At 39.9% G+C, this 24,489-nt stretch carries 21 protein-coding genes and 4 tRNA genes; 14 read left to right on the top strand and 11 right to left on the bottom strand.

Annotation, left to right across the window (positions count from 1 at the left end):
- The first annotated feature begins 81 nt into the window (after window positions 1–81).
- A complete protein-coding gene (locus FTU77_RS05160; protein ID WP_180055046.1) occupies window positions 82–933 on the top strand; it encodes a pirin family protein in 852 nt (283 codons plus the stop codon).
- A 94-nt stretch (window positions 934–1,027) separates the two neighbouring features.
- Here FTU77_RS05160 and FTU77_RS05155 read toward each other — a convergent pair whose 3' ends face one another.
- Window positions 1,028–2,011, bottom strand: a complete 984-nt coding sequence (locus FTU77_RS05155) for an alpha/beta hydrolase (protein ID WP_257223581.1) — start codon at window positions 2,009–2,011, stop codon at window positions 1,028–1,030.
- A 336-nt stretch (window positions 2,012–2,347) separates the two neighbouring features.
- On the opposite strand from FTU77_RS05155, the gene chrA reads away from it, so the two are divergent.
- Window positions 2,348–3,586, top strand: a complete 1,239-nt coding sequence (chrA, locus tag FTU77_RS05150) for a chromate efflux transporter (protein ID WP_180055043.1) — start codon at window positions 2,348–2,350, stop codon at window positions 3,584–3,586.
- A 34-nt stretch (window positions 3,587–3,620) separates the two neighbouring features.
- Here the strand turns inward: chrA and FTU77_RS05145 are convergent, their stop codons facing one another.
- Both FTU77_RS05145 and sthA read right to left on the bottom strand, forming a co-directional pair.
- Window positions 3,621–4,733: an AAA family ATPase gene (locus tag FTU77_RS05145; RefSeq protein ID WP_180055041.1), complete on the bottom strand. Its 1,113-nt coding sequence runs from the start codon at window positions 4,731–4,733 to the stop codon at window positions 3,621–3,623.
- Between the two features lie 142 nt (window positions 4,734–4,875).
- A complete protein-coding gene (gene sthA / locus FTU77_RS05140; protein ID WP_078190237.1) occupies window positions 4,876–6,291 on the bottom strand; it encodes a Si-specific NAD(P)(+) transhydrogenase in 1,416 nt (471 codons plus the stop codon).
- Window positions 6,292–6,497: 206 nt separating this feature from the next.
- Between sthA and lipA the strand changes: the two genes are divergently transcribed.
- The 3 genes from lipA to FTU77_RS05125 all read left to right on the top strand — a co-directional run bounded on the left by lipA (window position 6,498) and on the right by FTU77_RS05125 (window position 10,992).
- A complete protein-coding gene (lipA, locus tag FTU77_RS05135; protein ID WP_180055039.1) occupies window positions 6,498–7,511 on the top strand; it encodes a lipoyl synthase in 1,014 nt (337 codons plus the stop codon).
- A 421-nt stretch (window positions 7,512–7,932) separates the two neighbouring features.
- Window positions 7,933–10,446, top strand: coding sequence for an acyl-CoA dehydrogenase (locus FTU77_RS05130; RefSeq protein ID WP_180055037.1), 2,514 nt, complete (start codon window positions 7,933–7,935; stop codon window positions 10,444–10,446).
- Window positions 10,447–10,605: 159 nt separating this feature from the next.
- A complete protein-coding gene (locus tag FTU77_RS05125) occupies window positions 10,606–10,992 on the top strand; it encodes a carboxymuconolactone decarboxylase family protein (protein WP_005008801.1) in 387 nt (128 codons plus the stop codon).
- Between the two features lie 104 nt (window positions 10,993–11,096).
- On the opposite strand, the gene FTU77_RS05120 is transcribed toward FTU77_RS05125, so the two are convergent.
- Window positions 11,097–11,354: a hypothetical protein gene (locus tag FTU77_RS05120; RefSeq protein WP_078191893.1), complete on the bottom strand. Its 258-nt coding sequence runs from the start codon at window positions 11,352–11,354 to the stop codon at window positions 11,097–11,099.
- A 186-nt stretch (window positions 11,355–11,540) separates the two neighbouring features.
- The gene (locus FTU77_RS05115; protein WP_180026344.1) at window positions 11,541–12,719 is read right to left on the bottom strand and encodes a S1C family serine protease; all 1,179 of its coding nucleotides are present in this window, start codon (window positions 12,717–12,719) and stop codon (window positions 11,541–11,543) included.
- Window positions 12,720–12,888: 169 nt separating this feature from the next.
- Here FTU77_RS05115 and FTU77_RS05110 point away from each other — a divergent pair, with 169 nt between their 5' ends.
- From FTU77_RS05110 to FTU77_RS05080, 7 genes are all read left to right on the top strand, one after another.
- Window positions 12,889–13,647 (top strand): Nif3-like dinuclear metal center hexameric protein, encoded by a 759-nt coding sequence (locus tag FTU77_RS05110; protein WP_180022627.1) that lies wholly within the window; start codon window positions 12,889–12,891, stop codon window positions 13,645–13,647.
- 156 nt (window positions 13,648–13,803) lie between these two features.
- Window positions 13,804–14,430, top strand: coding sequence for a superoxide dismutase (locus FTU77_RS05105; protein WP_078192384.1), 627 nt, complete (start codon window positions 13,804–13,806; stop codon window positions 14,428–14,430).
- Between the two features lie 811 nt (window positions 14,431–15,241).
- A tRNA-Asn gene (locus tag FTU77_RS05100) sits at window positions 15,242–15,317 on the top strand.
- 5 nt (window positions 15,318–15,322) lie between these two features.
- Window positions 15,323–15,398 (top strand) — tRNA-Asn (locus FTU77_RS05095).
- 217 nt (window positions 15,399–15,615) lie between these two features.
- Window positions 15,616–15,691: transfer RNA gene (locus FTU77_RS05090), tRNA-Asn, on the top strand.
- 257 nt (window positions 15,692–15,948) lie between these two features.
- Window positions 15,949–16,024: transfer RNA gene (locus FTU77_RS05085), tRNA-Asn, on the top strand.
- 22 nt (window positions 16,025–16,046) lie between these two features.
- Window positions 16,047–16,529, top strand: coding sequence for a DUF2726 domain-containing protein (locus FTU77_RS05080; protein ID WP_218947253.1), 483 nt, complete (start codon window positions 16,047–16,049; stop codon window positions 16,527–16,529).
- Between the two features lie 75 nt (window positions 16,530–16,604).
- Here the strand turns inward: FTU77_RS05080 and FTU77_RS05075 are convergent, their stop codons facing one another.
- The 4 genes from FTU77_RS05075 to FTU77_RS05060 all read right to left on the bottom strand — a co-directional run bounded on the left by FTU77_RS05075 (window position 16,605) and on the right by FTU77_RS05060 (window position 20,020).
- On the bottom strand, window positions 16,605–16,865 hold the full coding sequence (locus FTU77_RS05075) for a hypothetical protein (protein ID WP_180055032.1): 261 nt from the start codon (window positions 16,863–16,865) through the stop codon (window positions 16,605–16,607).
- Between the two features lie 182 nt (window positions 16,866–17,047).
- Window positions 17,048–18,508 carry a S9 family peptidase gene (locus tag FTU77_RS05070; RefSeq protein WP_180055030.1) on the bottom strand — a complete coding sequence of 487 codons (1,461 nt, stop codon included), beginning with the start codon at window positions 18,506–18,508 and terminating at the stop codon, window positions 17,048–17,050.
- A gap of 122 nt (window positions 18,509–18,630) precedes the next feature.
- Entirely contained in the window at window positions 18,631–19,512 is an 882-nt protein-coding gene (ubiA, locus tag FTU77_RS05065) for a 4-hydroxybenzoate octaprenyltransferase (protein ID WP_180055028.1), read from the bottom strand.
- Window positions 19,513–19,534: 22 nt separating this feature from the next.
- Entirely contained in the window at window positions 19,535–20,020 is a 486-nt protein-coding gene (locus FTU77_RS05060) for a chorismate lyase (RefSeq protein WP_180055027.1), read from the bottom strand.
- 202 nt (window positions 20,021–20,222) lie between these two features.
- Here FTU77_RS05060 and FTU77_RS05055 point away from each other — a divergent pair, with 202 nt between their 5' ends.
- Window positions 20,223–21,137, top strand: coding sequence for a polysaccharide deacetylase family protein (locus tag FTU77_RS05055; RefSeq protein WP_180055024.1), 915 nt, complete (start codon window positions 20,223–20,225; stop codon window positions 21,135–21,137).
- 84 nt (window positions 21,138–21,221) lie between these two features.
- Here the strand turns inward: FTU77_RS05055 and FTU77_RS05050 are convergent, their stop codons facing one another.
- The gene (locus FTU77_RS05050; protein ID WP_078191902.1) at window positions 21,222–21,500 is read right to left on the bottom strand and encodes a hypothetical protein; all 279 of its coding nucleotides are present in this window, start codon (window positions 21,498–21,500) and stop codon (window positions 21,222–21,224) included.
- Window positions 21,501–21,596: 96 nt separating this feature from the next.
- Window positions 21,597–23,012: a type I glutamate--ammonia ligase gene (gene glnA, locus FTU77_RS05045; RefSeq protein WP_171319222.1), complete on the bottom strand. Its 1,416-nt coding sequence runs from the start codon at window positions 23,010–23,012 to the stop codon at window positions 21,597–21,599.
- 888 nt (window positions 23,013–23,900) lie between these two features.
- Here glnA and FTU77_RS05040 point away from each other — a divergent pair.
- A complete protein-coding gene (locus FTU77_RS05040) occupies window positions 23,901–24,485 on the top strand; it encodes an aminodeoxychorismate/anthranilate synthase component II (protein ID WP_078190263.1) in 585 nt (194 codons plus the stop codon).
- Window positions 24,486–24,489 lie beyond the last annotated feature (4 nt).

Here is a 24,489-nt window from a genome sequence, read left to right as displayed (position 1 = left end):
ATCTGTTGAGTTTTTCGCCCTGTCATTCCCTCACTATACCTCAATAATAGATCTCAGAAGCAATATATTGAGGGCTGAATTATGAATTCAATCAAACGTGTTTATCATAGTGATCGTAGTACTTGGGTGGGCGATGGCTTCCCAACAAACTCTATGCTCCCTATGCAAGAAATGAGCAATCAAACCAGTCCATTTCTCGTTATGGGCTATACCGGCCAATATCACTTCTCTCCAAGTCATCATCAACGTGGTGTTGGATCACATCCACATCGTGGCTTTGAAACAGTAACCATTGTTTATGAAGGAGAATTGGAGCATTTTGACTCTAAAGGAAATCACGGCAGCATTGCCAAAGACGAAGTGCAATGGATGACTGCGGGTCGAGGCATTATGCATGAAGAACATCATTCTAAAGATTTTGCCAAAACAGGCGGAAATTTAGACATGGTACAACTTTGGGTCAATTTACCTCGTCATGCGAAAATGACTGAACCTCGCTATCAAGAACTGACTACAACCAATATTGCTGAAGTTAAACTTGCACAAAATGCTGGCGTGGTACGCGTCATTGCTGGCCAATTTGAAGACACATTGGGCGCAGCTGAAACTTTTAGCCCGATGAATGTATTGGATGTGCGCTTGAATGCAAATGCTGAACAGGAATTTTCATTCAACCCACAGTGGAATAACATGATTTTTGTATTAAGTGGGGCGATCGAAATTGAAGGTCAACGCTTTGATGCGAAACAGACTTTATATGTGAGTGACCAAGTATCGTCCTTGAAACTTAAATCTTTTGAAACAACCAAACTGCTTATTTTAAGTGGCGAAGCTTTAAATGAACCGATTGCGGCACATGGACCATTCGTCATGAATACTGAAGATGAAATACGCCAGGCATTTTATGATTTTCAACATGGTCATTTTGCTTAAATATTTCCACGATAAAGTCCCAATAAAAAAACCGCCTTCTGGCGGTTTTTTTATATCTATGTTGGTATGAATTACGCATCACGCTTTCAACAGATTATTGCGTGACTTTTTGATAAAACGCATCTATTGCATTGACCATTTGCTCAAGTCCCGGCTGTTCCAAAGGATAATGTCCTGCATTTTTCAACAGCACGACATCGACTGGAACTTGGTGAATCCGTGCTAAAAATGGCTGACTTAAAGCCAAAGGCGTCCAGCGGTCTTGTTCAGGCTGCGTTAGTAGAATTGGGCAGACATTAAACTGCTCCGGTGGCGTGTCATTTTTATAATATAAATACGAATCTAGAAATTTAACCGATACACTATTCCCAGCTGACGTTTTATCTTTTAAAAAGACCTGCAATGCTGCGTCATTATTCACCAAGCGATGCATTTTACTTACCCACCGCATCGGCATTGGCAATGCTGAAAATGGTGTATGTGCTGTCACATGAGCCAGTGGGCTGCCCACGCGGCTCATAAATTTATTCAAAGAGACTTGATCACGCACAGTTTTATTTGAAGTGTCTAGAAAGGTCATACCGACGATACCTTTCACCTTTTTATTTTTTGCCGCCACGTGATAGGTCAACATACCACCTGCACTAAGCCCATACAAAACGATAGGACGATGATCTTTTTGTAGCTCGGCTTCAATGAGGTCATTACCTGCTTGAACCCAATCATCATAACGAGTTTTAGAGCCCTTTTTGACTTGAGTTAGGCCATAACCGGGCATATCAATAGCGATAGTTTCATAGCCACTCTGTGCCAAAGGCTGACCCAAAATCATCGACATTTGTCGACCATTTGTTCCCACACCATGAAACAGAATCACCTTCACTTTTGCCTGTGAATTTCGATAGGTATCTAAGTGAACAGTATGACCCTGCCAATTCCACCACTCTTCTTTAGGGCGCTGCGTTTCGGTTAAATGGTATTCTTTAGGTAGATAGGGCTGAATGTCCTGCCAACTGTTTTGATCTGCATAACTTGCTAATGCTTGTGTAGCAGGTAGCTGATCATCTGCAAATGCCATGATTGAAAGTAACGATGCAATGCCACTCATCAACCACTTAAATAAGGCACTCAAAATTTCTGATAAGGTGTCTGATTTTGGAGAAGTCATTTTTAGACAAAATATTTTATGTGTAAATGCTGATGCTAATCAGCGGCAGAAACCGATGCCATGTGTATGTGGGACAGTACTATGTCACTTTATCCAATTATCGTTTTCTCTGCAAAGTGCTTCAGAATATATTTGAAGCAGGACTTACATGCTCCTGCAATAATCGACCTTTAAAATCTTTTAACATTCAAGATTTTATCCTTTAGAAATTCATAACCTTATTTCGATTTTTAATATTGGTAACGCATGAGCCAGTCCATACCACAACGAAACCTTGTCATCTTTCTCACCTTTTTAAGATTAGGGTGTATTGCATTTGGTGGACCTGCTGCGCATTTAGTGTTGTTTTTTCAATATTTTGTGAAACAAGAAAAATGGATAACGGAGCATGAATATGTGCATTTGCTTGCCTTGGCTCAAGTCCTTCCAGGCCCAACAAGTAGCCAGCTCGGCATGGCGATTGGATTTCAACTCAACCGCTATCAAGGTGCTTGTTTTGCATGGTTAGGATTTACTTTACCTTCAGCCCTGCTGATGTGTGCTGCGGCCACTTTAAGTCTAAAACTCAGTAATCAACTCTCAACTTTATTCTTTCATGTTATTCAGTTAATCGTCCTTGCTGTGGTTGCATGGGCGTTTTGGCAAATGACGCGAAGCTTTTGTAAAACAAAATTTCAGTATTTAGTCATGCTATTGGCTGCAATTTTTATTTATTTTTTTCAGTTTTCTCTGAATCAAGTTTTGGTGATTTTAACTGCTGCAATTATCGGTTTAGTTTTATCGTCAAATCAATTACGCAGCCAAAAGCCAAATATCGCCGAAACAGTTCCACCCAAACATGACAATTTTAGCCAGAATGCACATGAAAATACTCGCACCTCTTGGCTATGGCTTCTCGCCTTTATCAGCCCTTTTTTCGTTCCGCCATTCTTCGATATACAACATAGCAATATATTGGCTTTCAGCTTAGAAAGCTTCTACCGCACAGCGTCCCTCGTCTTTGGTGGTGGACATATTATTTTGCCATTTTTACATCAGGACTTTGTCTCTACAGGACTGATCAGTAATGAAAATTTTGACTTAGGCTATGCCCTTGCACAACTCATGCCCGGACCCTTGTTTAGTTTCGCCGCATATCTCGGCACACTTTTACCCATGACTGATGTGCTACTCTTAAATGCTGTACTCGCGACTGTGGCGATATTTTTACCATCATTTTTATTATTGTTTGGCTTATTACCGTTTTGGAATAAGTTGATGAAATACCCGATGCTTTTTGGCACCTTAAAAATAATCAATGCAGCTGTCGTCGGTCTATTACTGTGTCTACTATTTCAAATGAGCCAAAAATACATCATTCAATGGACGGACTTTATATTTGTTGCCGTCGTTATTGCTTTACTTCGCAGCAAGCTGCCAGTCTGGTTTAGCTTAATAAGCAGTTTTATCGGCTATTATGCTTTTTTAACTTTTCTACCTTTTTAAACTTAAGCAAAAAAACTATAGCTAAAGGAATAATCTAATCCTCATCGATTAAGCTTGCACCCTTGACCACGGTCTTCCCCTCGACCTGATCTAGTTGATAATGCTGCACATCACTATACTGTTTGATCATTTCAACCAGTTCATTGGAATGTGTGGTCAACCAAAGCTGCGTATAGCGACTTGCTTCGGCAATCAGCATCGCCAAGGCAGGTAATAAATCGGGATGTAAGCTATTTTCTGGCTCATTCAGTGCCATAAAATTTGGGGGTCTTGGACTCAATAAAGCCACAGCTAAACACAAAAACCGTAAAGTCCCATCTGAAAATTCGGCACTTTCCAAAGGTCTTAAGATCCCTTGCTTTTGCATCATCATTTGAAAGCGCCCACCCATTTCCTGCACATAAAATTGGGTCTGCGGAAAGGCTTTTTCTAGTACTTCAAACAAGGTTTCACTGTTGCCACGCTCACGTAAAGTTTCAAAGGCTGCGGCTAAATTTGTGCCATCATGCGCTAAAACCGGCGAACGAATACCCACCTGTGGGACACGGATCGGTGAATTTCCACTGACTGAAAACTCATGATAAAAGCGCCAGTTTTTCATGGTCTCACGCACTTGTGAAACTTCGGGATATAAGTGTGGATCGGACAATTGTCCAAACACCGACTCTTCTGGTGTTAATGCCATCGGATAAGCAATCCGTTCTTCATCAACATTTTTAAGAAATGCCGCTTGGTTGGTTCTTTCCAACAACTCACTCATTTTTCGACGTAGATAGCCGCTCAACCAAATTCCTTCTAGTTTGACCAAAGGATCGAGTGCAAACAAGGTGATGAGCGGTTCAGGAAAACCAATTTCAAGTTGATATTCATAATGCTCCATCTCCACAGCAAGCTTCATGCGCTTAGGGTCTTTCGATCGATCACCCGCACGGTGACCACCTGCCCACATGATTTTTTGAATCCCGCCCTCATTTGCAATAGCTTGGGATAATTGGCCATTTGCAGCTTCATGTAGGAGACGTACAGCTTTATATAGATTGGATTTACCACAACCATTCGGACCACTGACAATATTCAGACGCGACAAGGTCAAATTCATATGATGAATAGATCGAAAACCTTGAATAGTCACTGAACGGATCGTCATGGGTTACCTAAAATGAGTTGGAAATGTTGATGATTATAAGTTTATTGCTTGTATATTTTTCATGCACTTTATTCTAACAATAAAAAACCCGCAAGCCGAAACTTACGGGTCTTTCATTGCACAATCTAAGTTAAATTTAACCTTAGAATAAGCGGTTCATACCATTCAATGTTGCAACACGGTACGCTTCCGCCATAGTCGGATAGTTAAATGTGGTTTCTACGAAATATTTAATCGTATTGTTCGGGCTGTTCATCACGGCCTGACCAATGTGAATAATTTCCGCAGCATTATTACCGAAGCAATGAACACCTAAAATTTCTAAAGTATCACGATGGAACAAGATTTTAAGCTCACCCACGGTGTCGCCCGTAATTTGCGCACGTGCCAAATGACGGAAAGATGCTTGACCTACTTCATACGGAATTTTTTCTTCAGTTAACTGTTGTTCAGTTTTACCAATCGAAGAAATTTCAGGAATTGTATAAATACCTGTAGGAATATCCGTTACAGGTGCAATTCCTTCTTCACCGCTCATGTTAGAACCAGCACAGCGACCTTGGTCATATGCAGCAGATGCAAGTGAAGGCCAACCGATTACATCACCCGCAGCAAAGATATTCTCTACTTCAGTTTGATATTGATCATTCACAGTTAATTGACCACGGCTGTTTGGTTTAATACCTACATTTTCTAGGCCTAAACCATCGGTATTACCAGAACGGCCGTTACACCACAAAATCGCATCCGCTTTAATTTTCTTACCACTTTGCAAGTGAAGAACCACGTGATCATCATGTGTTTCAAGATGATCAATCTGCTCGTTGTGGCGAATCAGTACACCCTGCTCACGTAAACGATATGACAATGCATCTGAAATTTCATCGTCTAAATAACTGAGTAATTTGTGTTGTGTATTGATCAAGTCAACTTTGTGGTCTAGACCAATAAAGATAGACGCGTATTCACAACCAATCACACCTGCACCATAAATGATGATTTTTTGGATTGAATAATCCAGATCCAAAATTTTGTCTGAATCAAATACGCGAGGATGATTAAAGTCTAAAGCAGCAGGACGGTAAGGACGTGAACCTGTCGCAATCACTAATTGCTGGAATACTAAAGTTTCCGTCATACCTTCATTGCTAAAAATCAAAACAGTGTTTTGATCTTGGATATACGCACGGCCGTGGAAAATATCAATTTTATTACGGTCATAAAAACGTGAATGCGTTTCAACTTGTTGTTGAATCACTTTATGCGCATTACGTAACACCTGTTTCATCGTGAACTGTTTCCATTCACCGACTTTTTGGAACATAGGGTCACGTTGGTAACGTAAAATGCTTGAAACGGTCTGACGTAATGCTTTACTTGGAATTGTTCCTACATGGGTACAGTTACCACCAAGCTGTTCACGCATATCTACAATTGCAACTCGCTTACCTGATTTAGCAAGTTTCATTGCAGCGCCTTCACCCGCAGGGCCAGAACCCAGAACTACCGCATCGTATTTCACGAAAGTTCCACTAACGACCTCTTTCTTACGTGGCATTCAACGCTCCTTTACAAATATTCTTTAATCTAGGCTGTATTATGACGTATATCCTAACTTTTTTGGATATTTAGCTCACATATATTATGTGATAACCACATTTATTATATGAATATCGTTTTCCCCCTATTTAAGCTCAAGTCCGCTATAATGATCGAGCTAATTTTTTGAATATCTCCTCGTCAAAAACAGTGGAAAAGTTGAATATGTCTGAGAACCGTAAACCTGTACAGGGTGTAAAACTTCGTGGCGCAGAAAAAGTCGCTCGCATACCTGTGAAGGTCGTGCCAACGGTTGAAACGCCTCGTAAGCCTGCCTGGATTCGGGTCAAAATGGCTGCCCCTGATGAAGTTCAACGTATTAAAACAACTTTACGCGCACAAAAATTACATACCGTGTGTGAAGAAGCGGCTTGCCCGAACTTACCTGAATGTTTCGGTGGCGGTACTGCAACCTTTATGATTATGGGCGATATCTGTACTCGTCGTTGCCCATTCTGCGACGTTGCGCATGGTCGTCCCAATGCTCTTGACCCAGATGAACCACGTCACATGGCAGAAACCATTGCCAATCTAGGTTTGAAATATGCCGTAATTACGTCGGTCGACCGTGATGACCTAGTTGATGGCGGCGCACAGCACTTTGTTGACTGTATTAAAGAAGCTCGAAACTTGAGCCCAAAAACACTTTTGGAAATTCTAGTTCCTGACTTCCGTGGTCGTATGGATGTTGCCCTTCGTATCATGACGGAGTGCCCTCCTGATGTGTTTAACCACAACATTGAAACTGTGCCACGTTTGTATAAAGCAATGCGTCCAGGTTCTGACTACCAACACTCTCTAAACTTATTAAAAATGTTTAAAGAATACTGCCCAGATGTACCAACTAAATGTGGTTTGATGGTCGGTATTGGTGAAACTGAAGAAGAAGTGATCGCGTTATTAGACGACTTAAAAGCACATGATGTTGACTATGTCACCATTGGTCAGTACTTACAGCCCTCTAAAGAACATGCCCCTATTGACCGTTTTGTAAGCCCAGAAGAATTTGAGCGTTACACTGCACATGGCCAAAAGCTTGGTTTCAAAAACATTTGGGCTGCACCAATGGTCCGTTCAAGTTACTTTGCTGACCGTCAATACTATGGTGAGCCAGTGCCTGCGGTACGTCGTAAAACTGATCCTGCAAAGAAAATTGCAGTTCAAGCGATTGAAGCCTAATTACACTAAGATTTAAAACATCGCAAATTAAAAGCCCTCATTGATTGAGGGCTTTTTTTGTGGCTTTCACACTAAGCCCAATTCGTTTCCCAATATAAGATCTTTCGAAAATTGTGTGTTCCTTAAACAGTATCCAATATTCATCCAATATATCGAATTATCCAAGTTTACGTAATGTGACATTTCTTTGCCCGATAGGGATTGTGTTGTGATTATTTATTAATCAATCTATTGATAACACTTTATTTGCGCTTTCATGATATTCGCGCAATTGTCCAATCATACTCACCAGCCGAGTGATGCCATTTTGACAGTCTCATGCACTTTAAAATCAGAAAGACAAAAGATGAGATCATTTTAAACGCATGTAGGCTGTTTTAAACGCATAACGCTCTGGCCCTTGTCACTGGAGCCATAACAAATGCTATTTATACTCAGTGCCGTACTCTTTATTTTTGCTCTTTGGGCCGTTTTTTTCTTTGAACTTTCACGAGCTGTAGGCGCAATAACACTGATATTCGTTTCAATTGCACTCGCCTTTTTAAGCCCATGGTCATTAATACTTGGCATCCCTCTAATTGCTTTAAGTTTAATCGTGCTGATTGACCCACTGAGACTCAATCTGCTCACCAAACCTGCCTATAAATCCTTAGCAAATGCGATGCCGAGTATGAGTACTACGGAACGTGAAGCATTGGATGCAGGAACCAGTTGGTGGGAAAAAGAGCTATTTATGGGCGCGCCTGATTGGAAAAAATTTGAGGCTTATCCCTATCCTCAGCTCAGTGCTGAAGAACAATCTTTCATTGATAATGAAGTTGAGCAACTTTGTAGCATGCTCAACGAGTGGGATATTCACCATAAACATAAAGACCTCCCACCAGAAGCTTGGCAATTCATTAAAGATAATGGTTTCTTAGGACTGGTGATTCCAAAATCGTATGGAGGACGTGAATTTAGTTCATTTGCACAAAGCCGTGTCATGAGCAAGATTGCATCCCGCTCACTGACTGCCGCAGTCAGTTGTATGGTGCCCAACTCGCTTGGACCAGGGGAATTGCTTCTACACTATGGTACCGAAGCACAAAAAGATCGATACCTCCCTGGCCTTGCCAAAGGTGAAGAAATTCCATGTTTTGGACTCACCAGCCCTGAAGCCGGTTCAGATGCAGGCGCTATTCCAGATACAGGTGTCGTCTGTTATGGCACTTTTGAGGGACAACAGGTGCTCGGCTTAAACATGAACTTCTCCAAACGCTGGATTACTCTTGCACCAATTGCTACCGTCATTGGTCTGGCATTTAAACTTTACGATCCAGATGGCTTATTGAGAGATAAAAATAAAACGGAATATGGCATCACCTGCGCGCTGCTACCGGCGAGTCATGACGGTGTCATTACAGGCCCTCGTCATAATCCAGGCTCACCATTTATGAATGGGACAGTTGAAGGCAAAGATGTGTTTATACCCTTAGACTGGATCATTGGTGGGATTGAAAATGCCGGCAAAGGCTGGCGTATGCTGATGGAATGTTTAGCGGTCGGTCGTGGTATTTCACTCCCTGCGTTGTCAACGGCAGCCGGAGAAATGGCATATTTAAATGTTGGTGCATTTGCCAAAGTTCGTCAGCAATTTAAAATTTCTGTAGGTAATTTTGAAGGTGTGCAAGAAGCATCGAGTGATATCGCATCAGATGCTTATATGCTTGAAGCATTCCGCTATTTGGTGACATGTGGTTTAAACCAAGGCGGCAAACCTGCTGTAATGACTGCAATGGCCAAATACTATGCCACTGAAACCATGCGTAAAGTGGTGAATCACGGCATGGACATCGTCGGTGGACGTGCCGTACAAATGGGACCTCGTAATTTTTTAGCTTTGAATTATCAGGCCATTCCTGTGTCAATTACTGTCGAAGGTGCCAATATTCTAAGTCGCTCTCTGATGATTTTTGGACAAGGCTCAATGCGGTGCCATCCATATTTATTTGAAGAGCTGCAATTACTTCAAGCCGAAGATAAAAACACTGCACTCAATACATTCAATGAAATGCTCTTTAAGCACTTAGGGTATACCTTTAACCGAACTGCACGCGCATTTGCTTATGCGTTCACAGGTGGTCCATCAGACTCACCTGCTTCAGCAGATGAATTTAGCCACCCCTACTATAAAAAAATTAATCGATTCAGTGCTGATTTCGCGCTGACTGCAGATATGTGTCTTGGCCTTTTAGCCGGCGATATTAAACGTAAAGAAATGCTCTCTGGACGACTTGCAGACATTCACTCTTATTTATTTATAGCGACAGCTATTCTTAAATATTATGAACAAGGTCAAAGAAGCGAAGCTGAACAACTACATGCACAACTTGCATTAGATAAAGCTTTGTACAATGTCGAAGAAGCTTTCCATGGCTTATTTGATAACTTCCCAATGCGACTAGCGGCAAGTGTAGTAAAAATCATCTGCTTTCCGTTTGGACGAGTTGTTGCCAAACCTACAGACCATTTAAAACGTGAAGTTGCCACTCAAATGATGCTAGATAATACTTTCCGCCAAGAACTGAAAAAGCACGTGTATTACAGCACTGCAGCAGATGAAGTTTCTGGTCGTATGGAAAATGCCTTTTTACAATTGTTGAAAATTGAACCGCTGTGGAACCAATTTAAAAAAGCTGAATCTAAAGGCCAATTTAAAGGTTTAACTTTTGAAGCACATATAGCCGATGCCATTGCACAAAAAGTCATTACTGCCTCCGAAGCTGAACAGCTCAGCACTTACAACATTCAACGCTATGACAGTATGCTCACAGATGTTTTCGATATGCAACTCATCCACGAACTTGAGCTATCCAATCCACATTTAACCGTTGCACCAGAAGTGAAAAAGCAACAACACACCGATGATGAACCAGAAGCCTTCCTGCGTTATTAATCAGCTTCTGCATCGCTTTTAAGCTTTATTTTTCTCAAAATAAAAGCCATTCCACTGTTAAACAATGGGATGGCTTTTTTATACGACCATCAGCCAATGGTATCGCAGAGTCAAAGGTATAGGCTGTACTGCAAAATTACATCACAGAGGGTTTGCTACATGTCACAACAAGATTATGAAAATGGCTTAAAAGTTCGTACTGAAGTTATGGGTGAAAGTTTCGTTAAACGTGCTCAAGACAATACCGTGCCATTTACTCAACCTTTGCAAGATTGGATTAATGAGCATGCATGGGGTTCAACTTGGCAGCGTGAAGGCGTTTTACCCCGTAAATATCGCTCACTGATTACCATTGCCTTTTTAACTGCACAAAAAAGTCCGACAGAACTCAAAGGTCATGTCCGAGGTGCTTTAAATAATGGGGCGACTGTAGAAGAAATTCAGGAAGTATTACTTCATAGTTTGCCATATTGTGGTGCACCAGCGACTCAAGAAGCCTTTCGTGCGGCGCTTGAAGTCATTAACGACTATCAAAAATCTGAATAAGTCGCTACGTTATAAAACAGCTTTAGAAAACTGCGATTATCGTGGTTTTCTAAAGGGTTTCATCTTGTTTTTAACTTACGACCTTAAATGTCGTGAATCCCGAATCAAATCCAGTACACATTAAAATTATAAAAAAATTCATTCACTTCAAATCGAACTTGATATCCCAATTCTGTAAGTTCAGCAGATAAACTTCGAATCTCTTCTAAAGCTAAATGCTTGGGTAAAACCGTAAATACGGCGGTATTCCCCTGTTTGGCATTTTCTTCAATCAGCAAAGCCAAACGTGTCTTATATAAGGCGATATCTAAATTGGCTTGACTGGATAAAACTTTGGCATGTTCTGCGGGTAAAAAGCTCATATTCTTATACGCTTATCTGATTATTATTGCTTATAAATTAAGCCAAATTCAGCAAAGCGTGCAATGCATTTTTGTAATTGATATTTCAATTTCAAAGCGCATTGTTTGGCGCAAACGAAGCTCTTCAAAGCGATATACAAAAAAAGGAACTCAAAAAAAATCCCTCATGAAGAGGGATTTTCTATGCTAGCGGGGTAATGGAATATATTGCGAGTCACTGTTTTGAGTTTGCAGTTTACGCTCTCCCACTTGTACCGGCAATGTCATCGCCTTTCCGTCTCGCTCAATCTCAATTTGCATAGTGCTCAATGGCGCTTGTTGTGCAACGTAGTTGATTAAATGCGAAGTCGAGGTAATCAGCTCATTATTCACTTTCACGATTTTATCACCACGTTTTAAACCTGCCTGTGCTGCAGGTCCATTACGAATGACATCTGCGACAATCACACCATTCACACGTGGATCTAAAATATTTTCTTGTTTAATTGGAAGTAAACTAATACCTAACCAACCACGAACCACTCGCCCATCTTTTAAAATAGCGTTCAGCACTTGTTGACATACTTTTGCAGGAATGGCAAAACCAATCCCCAAAGAGCCACCTGACTGCGAGAAGATCGCGGTATTTACACCAATTAAGTTCCCTGCAACATCAATTAAAGCACCACCAGAGTTGCCGGGGTTGATCGCCGCATCTGTTTGAATAAAGTCTTCGTAAGTGTTGATTCCCAAATCTGAACGACCTGTAGCTGAGATAATCCCTTGCGTAACCGTCTGACCCACGCCAAAAGGGTTACCAATCGCTAGGACGACATCACCGACTTCATTGCCACTTAGCTTAAATGGCAAAACCGGTAATTGACTCATTTCAATCTTAATCACAGCTAGGTCTGTATCTGGGTCTGTACCCACAACTTTCGCTTCAGCACGACGACCATCATGTAAAGCCACAACGATCTGATCGGCCTGTGCGATCACGTGGTTATTCGTCAAAATATAGCCATCTGGACGAACAATCACACCTGAACCTAAACTATTTTCGTTTTGATTGGTTTGATCTGGAAGTTGATTACCAAAAAACTCACGGTAAACAGGATCATTTAATAAAGGATGATCCAATTGTTTCACTTTTTGCGTAGTGAAAATATTGACAACCGCTGGAGCAGCAACTTTTACCGCAGCACTATACGAAACTACACCGCCTGTACGCGACGTATCAATGAGGGGCTCAACCTTTTCTGCAGGCATTTTAACCCCATCTGGGGCAATGGGTGCTTTAGGTTTTTGAACCTGTTGCCATGTAAAGAAACCGATGATCACAAGTATTAATAATACCCAAGGTAACCATGTAAAGGTCCGACGCACGTCTATATCCTCTAAATTTTATAATTCATTGATGGCTAAATAATTTATATCGTATTGTAATGTAATCTTTTCAACAAAATTAAAAATAAATACAGAGATTTGTGATTCTTTAGTTACAATTTAAACAATCGTAAATTTTGATTCATCTCTTTGAGATTTTGGACAGTATATGGCTCAGTTAAGTGAAATTATTCAGTGGTGTGACAGCACACTCAAAGCACATGAATTTAAAGACTATGCTCCCAACGGCTTGCAAATTGAAGGCTCAGCAGAAGTGCATAAAATTTTATGTGCAGTTACCGCATCACAAACAGCGATTGAAGCCGCGATAGCAGAAAAAGCTGATTTGCTATTGGTACACCATGGTTATTTTTGGAAAGGTGAAGCTTACCCAATCACAGGTATGCGCGGCAAACGCATCAAAAGCCTGATCAAAAACGATATTTCACTCGTTGGTTATCACTTACCTTTAGATAGTCACCCTACTTTAGGTAATAATGCAGCGATAGCAGATTTGCTCGAATTAGAAAATATTGAAGCTTTAGATCCTACTGAACGTCATCCTATTGGCAATGTTGGCTATTTAAAACAATCCATGACTCCAGCGGCATTTAAAGACTTCGTTTCTGAAAAATTAGGTTTTGATGCCATTCACCTGCCTGCAGATAAACCATCTATTCAAAAAATTGGTTTTTGTACGGGCGGCGCACAGGACTTTATTGGCAAAGCGGCTGCTTTAGATTGTGATGCCTACATTTCAGGTGAAGTGAGCGAACGTACTTTTTACGAGGCTGAAGAATTAAACGTGCATTATTATGCATGTGGACACCATGCAACTGAGCGTTATGGTGTACAACGACTCGCAAAAGCTATTTCAGAACAGTTCAATATTGAGTATAGTTATTTCGAATTAAATAACCCGATTTAATTTAAATCGTCTAGGTCTTTGGCTCAGTCCTTATACGTATATTTTCAGGCTTTATTCTGTATTGTTATTTATAAGCAATGCGCATTTTACTGCAAGAATCTATTACAATAACGGCACTTAATGTCAAAACCCAGCAAAATGCAAGGAATTGAAAACATGACAACGATTACTTTACCAGCGTTACCTTACGGTTACGAAGATCTTGCTCCTCATATCAGCAAAGAAACTTTAGAATACCATCACGACAAACACCACAATACTTATGTGGTTAACCTAAACAAAGCAATTGAAGGTACTGACCTTGCTGGCAAAACTTTAGAAGAAATCATCACTGCTGTTAAAGGCGATGCTTCTAAAGCTGGTATCTTCAACAATGCAGCTCAAGTATGGAACCACACATTCTACTGGAACTGTATGGCTAAAAACGGTGGCGGTAAAGCTACTGGCGCTTTAGCAGCTAAAATCGACGAAGCTTTTGGTTCTTACGAAAAATTCGCTGAAGAATTTGCAAATGCTGCTGCAACTCAGTTCGGTTCAGGTTGGGCTTGGTTAGTTGCTGACGAAGTAAACGGCAACCTTTCTATCCTTAAAACTTCAAATGCTGACACTCCACTTGCTCACGGTAAAGTTGCTGTGTTGACTATCGACGTTTGGGAACACGCTTACTACATCGACTTCCGTAACGCTCGTCCTAAATACATCTCTACTTTCTTAGAAAGCCTAGTGAACTGGGACTATGCAAACGCTAAATATGCAGGTCAAGCTGCTGGCGTTGAAAAATAAGTTTTAAAACTTATTCAAAAGTCAAAAAAATCACCCTTTTAGGGTGATTTTTTATGCTTTAAATATCATACTGCCACAACAAACAATATTACACAAAAGAATGAATCAAGAGCCATTACTAATCATAAAAGCAAAATATACCAAAATATTAGTGATGTTTATCTTTATCACTATAATCCAGTATGTGAGTTACTCTTATGTTCAAGAATCTATTAAATATAGTTTTAATTCAGCACTAATACTGACTGGATTATCAATTATGGAATTCGTCTTAATTTTACTTATCATCAAAAATGGACTGCCACAAATTAGATTTTTCGAAAGTCATTGTATAATTCAACTTTATATAATGAAAATTCAGTTTAACTATGATCAAATAGAAAGCATATCCATTAACAACACAAAAAGTCACTACAAACTATTACCTGTCGGTAATGAATATTTATTAAGGATTGTATTCAAACACAATCAAAATCTTTTTAATCTATACCAAAACACCATTAAACCTGTTATGTCTTTTTCTAAATTTCATTTAGATACCTTCGCAAACCATCAAATTTTAGAAATATATTTATTATTCCAAATTATAATTCCTTTAGATCAAGAGAAACGCATAACTACGCTTAAAAATTTAAATCTACAAAATTTGACGATAAAGCAAATCAGCAACCTAGATGATATAAAAAACTTCAAAAATAACCACTATTTAAGAAAAAATTTCTAGACTTGAACAATAAAAAAACATTCAAATAGTCATTTCATCAAATCTGCTTGACCACTTTAAAATTCATCCCTAAAATGCGCATCAGATTCTCCAATAGCTCAGTCGGTAGAGCGACGGACTGTTAATCCGCAGGTCCCTGGTTCGAGCCCAGGTTGGAGAGCCATCTATTCTTCCATAGCTCAGTCGGTAGAGCGACGGACTGTTAATCCGCAGGTCCCTGGTTCGAGCCCAGGTGGAAGAGCCAGATTCTAAAAAACCCACTCATTACGAAGTGGGTTTTTTATTGCCTGTTGTTTAAGCAAAGCATACCTACTTTTTTGTTTATGCTTTCCTAAAAGTATCCGTATAAGTACTAACTTGTCTGATTCGGCTATTTTTAAAACACTTAATTTGATTTTTCTGTATTTTATTTAAATCAGGCTTGACCACCCTGCCATACATCTTTAGAATCCGTTTCAGATTCTCCAATAGCTCAGTCGGTAGAGCGACGGACTGTTAATCCGCAGGTCCCTGGTTCGAGCCCAGGTTGGAGAGCCAAATTCTAAAAGCCCACGCATTATGTCGTGGGCTTTTTTTATGCTCTGACTTTTCTTTTTAAAATAAGAATAACTTACTCAATAACAAAAACTATTCACCCACCTCTCCATCTACATTAGAAAGAATAGTCAAAGCTTAAGTTTTAAAAACGCTTTATATTAAAGGTGTTTATATTTAATACATTCAGCCTAAATTTCTTTATTTTTTGCAATTCTGACTTGACCTCTCTGCATTTGCCCCATAGAATGCGTGCAGATTCTCCAATAGCTCAGTCGGTAGAGCGACGGACTGTTAATCCGCAGGTCCCTGGTTCGAGCCCAGGTTGGAGAGCCAAATTCTAAAAAGCCCACGCATCATGACGTGGGCTTTTTTCATATATGTAGTTTATTTCGTGCCAAATCTCAGTCAGTTTACATTTTTTATTATTGGTTGCTTGGCAACTTTTGCCCTTGTCTGCTTAGTCTTTCCCAGACTGTTTAGAAGCAAACAAAAGTTTTTCCCACGTCGTGTAATCACTGCCTTTGAAAGTAAGATGTTTCATCGTTTAAATGAAGCATTTCCGGACTACCACATTTTAGCACAAGTGGCTTTTAGCGCACTGATCACCACTCAAAATTACAAAATCAGAAATAGATTTAATCGAAAAGTCACTGATTTTGTCATACTTGACCAAACTTACGATGTGCTTGTAATTATCGAACTGGATGACCCCAGTCATATAGGCAAAGAGCAAGAAGATGCTGAACGTGATGCAATGCTTGAAGAAGCTGGCTACCGTGTAATCCGCTATACCAGTATTCCAACAGTTCACACGCTCAGGCATGATGTAAATAAATAGTTGTTAAATACCTAAAGTACAATCGAACATTGAGTGAATGCGCATTGCATTCACCTCCATAACGTAAGCAGAATTTTATTGAGCATTTGACTCTTGAGCTGCCAGCACTTCTGATACTGCTTGGTCAGCCTCAGCAGCCAAAGCCTCATCTTGTGCTTCTTTTGCTTTAATACGCTCAATCATCTCAGCTTGTTGTTGCTTATATTTTTCTTGGTTTTTGGCATCACTATTGACTGCAAGAAAAGCCATACTGACCAAAAATATAGGAATCAATAGCCCAAGTGCCATCAGAGTGATCATCTTTTTGGTATTGGGTTTTGACTTAACTTCAGACATAACTATTCTTTCATATACATAAATAATTCGACGCCCAATATAGCAAAAAACAAAATTCGCTCAAGTCTTCATAACATTCTTTGCTCGAACTAACTGTGCCCCTCATTTTTAAGGATTGAATGATTAATAATCCAATATGCAAAAAAAAGGAGACATGCTCCTTTTTTTATTATTGAAAAAACTTAGCTTGAAGCAGCAACCCCCTTACAATGTGGACTTTGGCTTGCATCTTTTTGCTCATTGGTTAAGACAATACCTGTACCTGCAGACATTTTAGCTTGAATAAATTCGACCGCTTGCGCATTTCTACAGATAATCGCCTGTGTATGACTTGCTTTTGGCACAATATCCAATAAATATCCATCCTCATATTTTGCCTGTGGGAAGTATTTCACCGCTTGCAATTTCATATTTTCAAATAAAGCTTGAGTCACAGGAGGTAATACAGCTTTATCTTCTTCACCTTGAATAATATAAACAGGGGCTTTAATTACTTTGGCAGCAGTTGCATTCGTCGCTGGCTGATTATCATTTAAAAATTTCTGAACAACGGGATCGGTATCGATTTTATTCAAATCAATTCCGTACTGTGAAACCATATGCGTTGGATCTTTTAAGAATTCAATCACAGCTGCTTTAAACTGTTCTTGCAAACCATTTGCGCCATTTGGATCAGCATAACTTAAACATGCACCGTCATCCCCTGTACGTCCATAGGCTTTTTCTGCAATAACACCAGCATCAGCAGTAAAAATATTTTTTAAATCATAATTTGGCTCATAGGCTTTAATACCCGAACTGGTCAATGCAGCATATGCCAAAAGCTCAGCATAGCCATCTGCAATTTGATCAATTAACGCCTGTGCTTGAACCTCAGAAAGCTGCCCCATACTAAGTGCATAACGCACTTGTGCCAACTGTTCATCCAATCTATTCAATCCATGGGCTTTAGGTTGACCATTTGCATCTACATTTAGTTTTGGATCTAAGTAAATCTTAATAATCGTGCCTAAACTCGACGCAGGTGCGGCTGCTACTGCACCTTTATAGTTAGTATCGGTATTCGCAAATTCCGCCGTCCCTAAGGATGCATGACCACCTTGCGATTGACCAATCGACATCCACTGACCATTGAGTTGCTTACCATAATGTTCTTTTGCCGCTTTAACTGCAGCAAGCGCCGAATTTGCCGCACTTGATAAATTAAGGTATGGATGAACTCCCTTGGTTCCTAAACCCTCATAGTCTGGTGCCACAATTACATAACCTGCCGCCATAAGCGTGTTAGCTAGAATTTTAAAACGTGGATGAATTACATTTTTACTTGGCGCACATTCATCTCCAGCTCCGACTGTTCCATGCTCCCATACCACCACACGATAACCATCTTTAGGTTGAGTAGCTTTTGGAAACAACACTAAAGCCGTTGCTGTTGCTGCTTTCCCCTGCACATTGGTCATGTTATACGTCATGACTTTAATGGACGATGTATTGTCTACAGTATCTAAAGCATAATTTGCTTCAGACACAAATGTTGATTTTTGATTCGAAGATGATGAGTCATTATCATCGTCATTACACGCGGTTAAAGACAGCATAGAAACTGCAACTGTCAAAGCTAATGCTATTTTTGAACGTTTCATAAAATATCCTTTTTCATCATTATTCTTTAAACATGAAACTACATGCCTTTTTATTAATGCATAAAAAAAAGCACCCGAATAGGATGCTTTAGTTCAATTTAAACAGTTTCAGATCAATGACATTAAAGAGCCAATGCCATAAAAATTCCAATAAAAATCATAAACCCTACCCAACGGTTATGGCGAAACGCCCAAAAACATAACTGCGGATCACGGTCTTTAGTTTTAGTCCATTGGTAAATAAAATCGGCAGCCACAGCCAACATTGCAACTAAACCAAATAGCATCAAGAGATCTTCTAAATACAACGCAGAACCAATCAATACAATGCTTAGCGCCTGTAATAAAGAAATGATTTCAATATCGTATTTACCAAATAAAATCGCAGTCGATTTCACGCCAATTTTCAAATCATATTCACGGTCAGTAATGGCATATTGTGTGTCATACGCAACGGTCCACGCCAAATTACCAAAGTACAATAACCAGCAAGTCAAATCAGGTGTTTGCCCCACAGCGGTATAAGCCATAGGAATCGACCATGAAAATGCCGCACCTAAAAATACTTGTGGCAGATGCGTGTAGCGTTTCATAAAGGGATAAATGAACGCTAAAAACAATGCCCCAAAGGACCAATAAAAAGTTTCTATCGGTAAAAAGAACAACATACATGCGCTAGCAAACACCAAGATCAAGAACACATATATGGCTTCTTTAGCACTAATCACTCCAGTGGCTAAAGGACGATGCTTGGTTCTTTCCACAGCACCATCGACTTTACGGTCAGCAAAGTCATTAATCGCACAACCTGCTGCACGCATAAATATCGTGCCCAAAATCATGGGAATCAAAATACTGAATTGCGGTGTTCCTTGATTGGCAATCCACAGTGCCCACATGGTTGGCCAAAAAACCAGTTCCGTGCCAATTGGCTTATCGAAGCGACATAAATAGTAATAAGCTTCTAAACGCTGCTGCCAAGTAATCTTTTGCACCACGGCCATGACTGTCCTTCATCTGGTAATGTTATTTCTGCAAATATTGTTCAAAACTCGCTAAAAAAGTTTCCTGAACTATAAATTTACAACCATGCCAAGTATAACAGCTCTGACGTGTCCAACCATCGTCTAGCCACAGTACACGCCGCTCACACTTCGGATTGGTACGCTGAAATAAAAAATGTCCGATCGGTTTTTTACCAATATGCTGAAAAATCCGCGCACGGCCTTGTATGCTAAGGATTGGAAATATACTTTTTGCCTTGACCCACGGCTCAGCTTCACAGCCATATAAATAACTTTCACGTACCCAAGCTGTGTGCTGTATTGGCATTTGTAGCCACCGTGCATCTTGAAGCGTTATGCGTTGAAATTGCTCAATACTCGGCTCAACTTTAAATACACCTTGGGCAAAATCTGTTAATTGTTGGGTTAATGAACCCGAAGCATACAACCATGTTCTTAATTCAGGAGACATTCTTTTATCCCGCATTTCGCATGCTTGACGCTGCATATTTCATTTCCCTTTAACCATTTGCTGAGTATAGCGAATCATTAGTGTAACCAACTCAACATCGTTTTTCATGACCAATAGCTTGTTTTCAGTAAAATGAGCAAAACCAAAACAGCTTAAGCACTTCATTACATATGCAATCAACACAAACCTCACATACACAGTATGATGTCGTGGATAACCACCAAATTACACAAGCATAATGTTTCCATATAAGCCGCTATATGTTTTTATTTTTTTCGTTTTACTTTGTGCCAATATCACGGCTCAAGCAAAATCTATTGCGCTCAGTTTTGATGATGGATTAAATCCAGCGTTTAACGCACAAGCGGAACAAATCAATGCCCAAATTTTAAAACATCTGCATGATCAACAAATCAAAACTATTGTCTTCCCTAGCCTGATTAAAATTGGCGATTATCAAGGTAAACAACTGATTCAAGCGTGGGGACAATCTGGCCATCTGATTGGCAATCATAGTGCACTGCACCAAAATCTAAATAAAGAAAATGTCACATTAAAAGATTATCTGCACAGCATTGAACAGGCGGATACCGTGCTAAAAACGCTGCCAAATTACACACGTATTTACCGGTATCCTTTTTTAAAAGAAGGTAATAGCGCTAAAAAGCGTGATGCTGTCTATCTATGGTTAGAGCAGCATCAATACCGCATTGGCGGTGTGAGTATCGATGCCAGTGACTGGTTTTATAACCGAAAATATCTCGACTATGCCAAACTGCAAGATCAGGACAAATTAGACCGACTAAAACAAGCATATATTACTCACCTGCTTCACCGAGCAGATTATTATGACCAACTTGCCCAGCTCACCATAAATCGTTCGCCACAGCATGTTTTACTTTTACATGTAAATGCTATTAATGCCGCATTTTTAAAAGATCTCATTACCGCCTTTCAGCAGCATGGCTGGACATTTATTTCAGCAGCAGACGCCCTACAAGACCCACTATATGCACAGCGCAGCCAAAACATCCCTGCGGGTGAAAGTGTGATTTGGTCGATTGCCAAAACAAAAAGATTCGAAAACTTACGCTACCCCGCCGAAGATGCGCCTTATGAAATCGATAATCTAAAACAGCATGGTTTGCAATGACGGTTGGTGAATTACTGGATATTCAATAAAAATGACCTGTTGTGTTGCAGGTCATTTTTTCAGTTCAATTTTTTTAGTGTGGAATTAAAAGTTATCTGTCTTGGCAATGGCTTCAAACTTGCCTTGCGGCGTTTTAATCAGAACCAGCCCTTCGGTCGTAATATAAAAACTTTCTGGGTAATCAAATTCCAATGCTAGCTCTGGGTTTTTCAGTTCGACAAATTCAGCCTGCTTATAACCTTCAACGGTCCGCCCCACTTCCAAATAAGTCACTTCTGAGAAGTTGAGTTTAAATCCCTTTGCTTGATCCGCTGGATCAATCCAAGGAAAAAAACCGGTATGTTTTTTACGTGGTTTTGCCATGTTTAGATATTCATTCAAATCTTTGCATTATCTTAACCCATCTCATAAAAAAACCCGCACAAGGCGGGTCTTTTTACAGTGTAATTCTATACAGAATTACAAGCTGTAGTACATGTCGAATTCAACTGGGTGAGTTGTCGTGTTAAGACGACGAACTTCTTCAGTTTTAAGTTCGATGTAAGCATCAAGCATTTCTTTAGTGAACACGCCACCTTTAAGAAGGTAATCATGGTCAGCTGCAAGAGCTTCAAGCGCCATATCTAAGCTATGAGCCACTGTAGGGATTTTAGCTTCTTCTTCAGGAGGAAGGTCATACAAGTTCTTGTCAGCAGCTTCACCTGGGTGGATCTTGTTTTGAATACCGTCAAGACCAGCCATAAGAAGTGCAGCGAAACCTAAGTACGGGTTCATCATTGGATCTGGGAAACGTGCTTCGATACGTTTGCCTTTAGGGCTAGAAACATAAGGAATACGGATAGAAGCTGAACGGTTACGTGCTGAGTAAGCAAGCATAATCGGCGCTTCGAAATGTGGAACTAAACGTTTGTACGAGTTAGTTGATGGGTTTGTGATTGCGTTCAATGAACGAGCGTGTTTGATCACACCGCCAATGAAGTACAACGCCATTTCTGAAAGACCAGCGTATTCATCACCAGCAAACAAGTTCTTGCCATCTTTAGAGATCGACATGTGAACGTGCATACCAGAACCGTTATCGCCAACCATTGGTTTAGGCATAAATGTAGCAGTTTTAGCATATTGGTGAGCAACGTTCCAAACAGCATATTTGAACTGTTGAACTTCGTCCGCTTTGCGAACCATAGTGTTGAAGCTTACACCGATTTCAAGCTGGCAAGATGCAACTTCGTGGTGATGTACTTCTACACGACCTGGGCCCATGATATCTTCGATTTTTGCACACATATCTGCACGCATATCTTGTGAAGAATCAACAGGAGGGACTGGGAAGTAACCACCTTTCACACGTGGACGGTGACCAGAGTTACCCGCTTCATAATCTTTACCAGTAGACCAAGCAGCTTCTTCAGCGATTAATGTGTGGCGCGCGCCAGACATATCGATGTCCCATTTTACTTCGTCAAAAACAAAGAATTCTGGTTCTGGACCAAAGAAAGCTGTATCACCGATACCAGTTGATTTTAGGTATTCTTCCGCACGGCGAGCAATAGAGCGTGGGTCACGTTCATAACCTTGACCAGTTGAAGGTTCGATAACATCACAAGTCACAACAACTGTAGCTTCTGCAAAGAACGGGTCGATAAAACAAGTTTCTGCATCTGGACGTAAGATCATGTCAGATGCTTCAATGCCTTTCCAACCAGCAATTGAAGAACCATCAAACATTTTGCCATCTTCAAACGTATCTTCGTCGATTGAATCTGCTGGGTAAGTTACGTGTTGTTCTTTACCCTTAGTATCAGTAAAGCGAAAATCGACCCATTTTGCGCCACTTTCTTGGATGAGTTGAAGGACCTTGTTCGCCATGCTCATTTTGCTCCGATGATTTTTTTGTGCACACTGAAGTGCGTGTTAGTAGTTGGTAGTTATTAAGCAATTACCGTACCAACTTTTAAAAGCCAAGCTAAAATATTGAATTCCTTATCAGAATAGAAGATTTTAACTCCTTGCTTTTCGACTATTATACTGTGTGTAACAGTAAATGCACCATATTCAGCCACTCTTCATCACTTTTGTTTAAAAACTTCTCGCAGGTGTATCAAAATAGTGCAACTTGGTTTTGCACTAGTATGCACCAAAATGATTAATCGCTTTCAACGATAAAATCATTGAGATTTTATTCAAGCTTTAAGGTCGAATTTAAATACGAGAGAAACTAATGGTTTAGCTAGTTATAGATGGAAAAAAATCAGCGTAATCACTATATTCATAATCGATATTTAGATTTTTTGAGCCCTTAAAGCACTCTTTTTTTGAAGTAGATTTAACCATTTTGTTTTAATTTTGATCAATCTACCTTTGCATTAATTGTGCTCCATTTTGGTGATTTTGCTTCAAAACGGTTCATATTTTTCCAGCTAGCGCCTGAATTGCAATTTTTAACGACAGTAAGCAGATCTTTTTAAAATATCAATTGAACACATTTTAAACACTTAAATTCAGCCTATTGCTTTGTTCAACTTAAATCCTAAATTTATAAGTCGATAATTTGCTGAAATGATTTCAGTTGCGATGAACTTTGGCGAAATTGTTCAGCAGAAATTGAATAATATTTGCTATGATTGGCTGCATTCTAAATATTTCACTATTTTTCTATTTAAAATATCCACACGATATTTGGGTCAATATACAACTATTTAGAATCATTTCGGACTATTCTAAGCACAGTTAAGTGCATAAATTTCAAAGGTTAATACGCTCATGCTTTTGATGATCGACAATTATGACTCTTTTACCTACAACATCGTCCAATATTTTGGCGAGTTAAATCAGGAAGTAAAAGTTGTACGTAACGATGCCGTGACATTGGAAGATATCGAGCGATGGCAACCGAAGTATTTAGTCATTGGTCCTGGCCCTTGTTCGCCAAGTGAAGCAGGTATTTCAATTCCTGCGATTCAACACTTTGCGGGAAAAATTCCTTTACTCGGTGTGTGTTTAGGCCACCAAGCCATAGGACAAGCTTTTGGCGGCGATATTATTCGCGCTAAAAAAGTGATGCACGGTCGTTTATCTGACATGTATCACAGCGATCAAGGCATTTTCAGCAACCTCCCTTCGCCATTTTCAGCAACGCGTTATCACTCTTTGGTGATTGATCAAGCGACTTTGCCTGAATGTTTAGAAGTGACCTGCTGGACCAATGAAGAAGATGGCACGATGGAAGAAATCATGGGCGTAAAACATAAGACATTGCCTGTCGAAGGCGTGCAGTTTCACCCTGAATCAATTCTTAGTGAACATGGTCATCAAATCTTTAAAAACTTCTTAGAAATTTACGCTTAATCGA

Origin of the sequence: Acinetobacter sp. YH12142 (assembly GCF_013418435.1) — a bacterium.
GTDB classification, from domain to species: domain Bacteria; phylum Pseudomonadota; class Gammaproteobacteria; order Pseudomonadales; family Moraxellaceae; genus Acinetobacter; species Acinetobacter amyesii.
The sequence above is the reverse complement of the archived record's forward strand: the minus strand, read 5'-3'. Positions and strand labels throughout refer to the sequence as shown.